The sequence below is a fragment of the Marinobacter sp. genome, from assembly GCF_035268745.1.
Taxonomy (GTDB): Bacteria; Pseudomonadota; Gammaproteobacteria; order Pseudomonadales; family Oleiphilaceae; genus Marinobacter.
Genome location: NZ_DATFKH010000107.1, coordinates 1 through 1,235, shown reverse-complemented (window position 1 = coordinate 1,235; position 1,235 = coordinate 1). Strand labels below are relative to the sequence as shown.

Genomic DNA, 1,235 nt, shown 5'->3' with positions numbered 1-1,235 from the left:
TTGGAGCTGAACCTGCGGATCAAGCCGAAGAAGCGCATCGTTCGACAAGTGCCGGAGCCGCTGGCGGTGCCGGCGGCGGTCAACGAAGTCTGGTCGATGGACTTCATGCACGACAGCCTGCAATGCGGTCGTGCGTTCCGGTTGCTCAACGTGATCGACGACTTCAACCGTGAGGGCCTGGGCATCGAAGTGGACTTTTCGCTGCCCTCAGAGCGCGTCATACGCAGTCTGGAGCAGATCATCGAGTGGCGGGGCAAGCCTGCGATTGTTCGTTGCGACAATGGCCCGGAATACATCAGCGAGGCGCTGCGGGTCTGGGCCGAGAAGCACCAGATCAGGATTCAACATATCCAGCCGGGCAAGCCCCAGCAGAACGCCTATGTCGAGCGTTACAACCGAACCGTTCGATATGACTGGCTGAATCAATACTTGTTCAGGTCGATCGACCAGGTACGCGAATACGCAACGCGCTGGCTCTGGACTTACAATCAGGAACGGCCAAACATGGCTTTGGGTGGCATCACCCCGAAACAGAAGTTGGCCCTCGTGGCCTAGGCTCTATTTCTGGGCCACCAAAAATGGGGGAATTACGTACCATCAATGTGGTAACCCATGGCGGTAAGCGTGTGCTGTGAAGCGGGCAAAGCGATACGGAAGGCAGCGTACAAGACGATCCAGACAGAGGGGGCTGAATGGTCCGAAATCCTGGGCCTTCAGGCTGCTGATTGGCCTGGTACTGGTGGGGTGGGGCGGGTTCTACGCAACCGAGCGTTACCCTGAATACTTTGGGCCTGTTGTTACCGCAACGAGTGTCCGGTCATTCCAGGGCCCTGTCACTCATGTTCGCGATGGCGATACCATCGAGGTCGACGGCGTGCCGATCCGCCTTGGTTCGCTCGATTGCCCCGAGATGAACACCAGCGCCGGGCAGCGCGCCGCCGCACGCATGCGAAGTCTGGTCTCGGGTGAAACTCTGACTTGCTATCTGAATGGGCGCGCGAGCTACGAGCGTAAGATCGGCAGCTGCCGACTGCCGGACGGACGGGATATTGGTGCCGTCATGATGGGCGAAGGCTTGTGTCGTCGTTTCTAAATTTCAAAGAACAGAAAAATATCTCCGGCACATTCCAAGAGACAAGATCGAGTCCGCTGGTGTTTGCATTCTGATTGATCGCTGTTCGCACAATCCGTAAGATTTCAGTCGCAGCGACTCTGGCCAAGGAGCATTCGAAATT

1 protein-coding gene is annotated in these 1,235 nt (G+C 57.2%); it reads left to right on the top strand.

All coding sequences use genetic code 11. From position 1 onward, the window contains the following. Positions 1 to 555 (top strand): IS3 family transposase (locus VJ956_RS08320; RefSeq protein ID WP_324083730.1); only part of this gene is annotated, 555 nt, incomplete at its 5' end. Between the last annotated feature and the right edge of the window lie 680 nt (positions 556 to 1,235).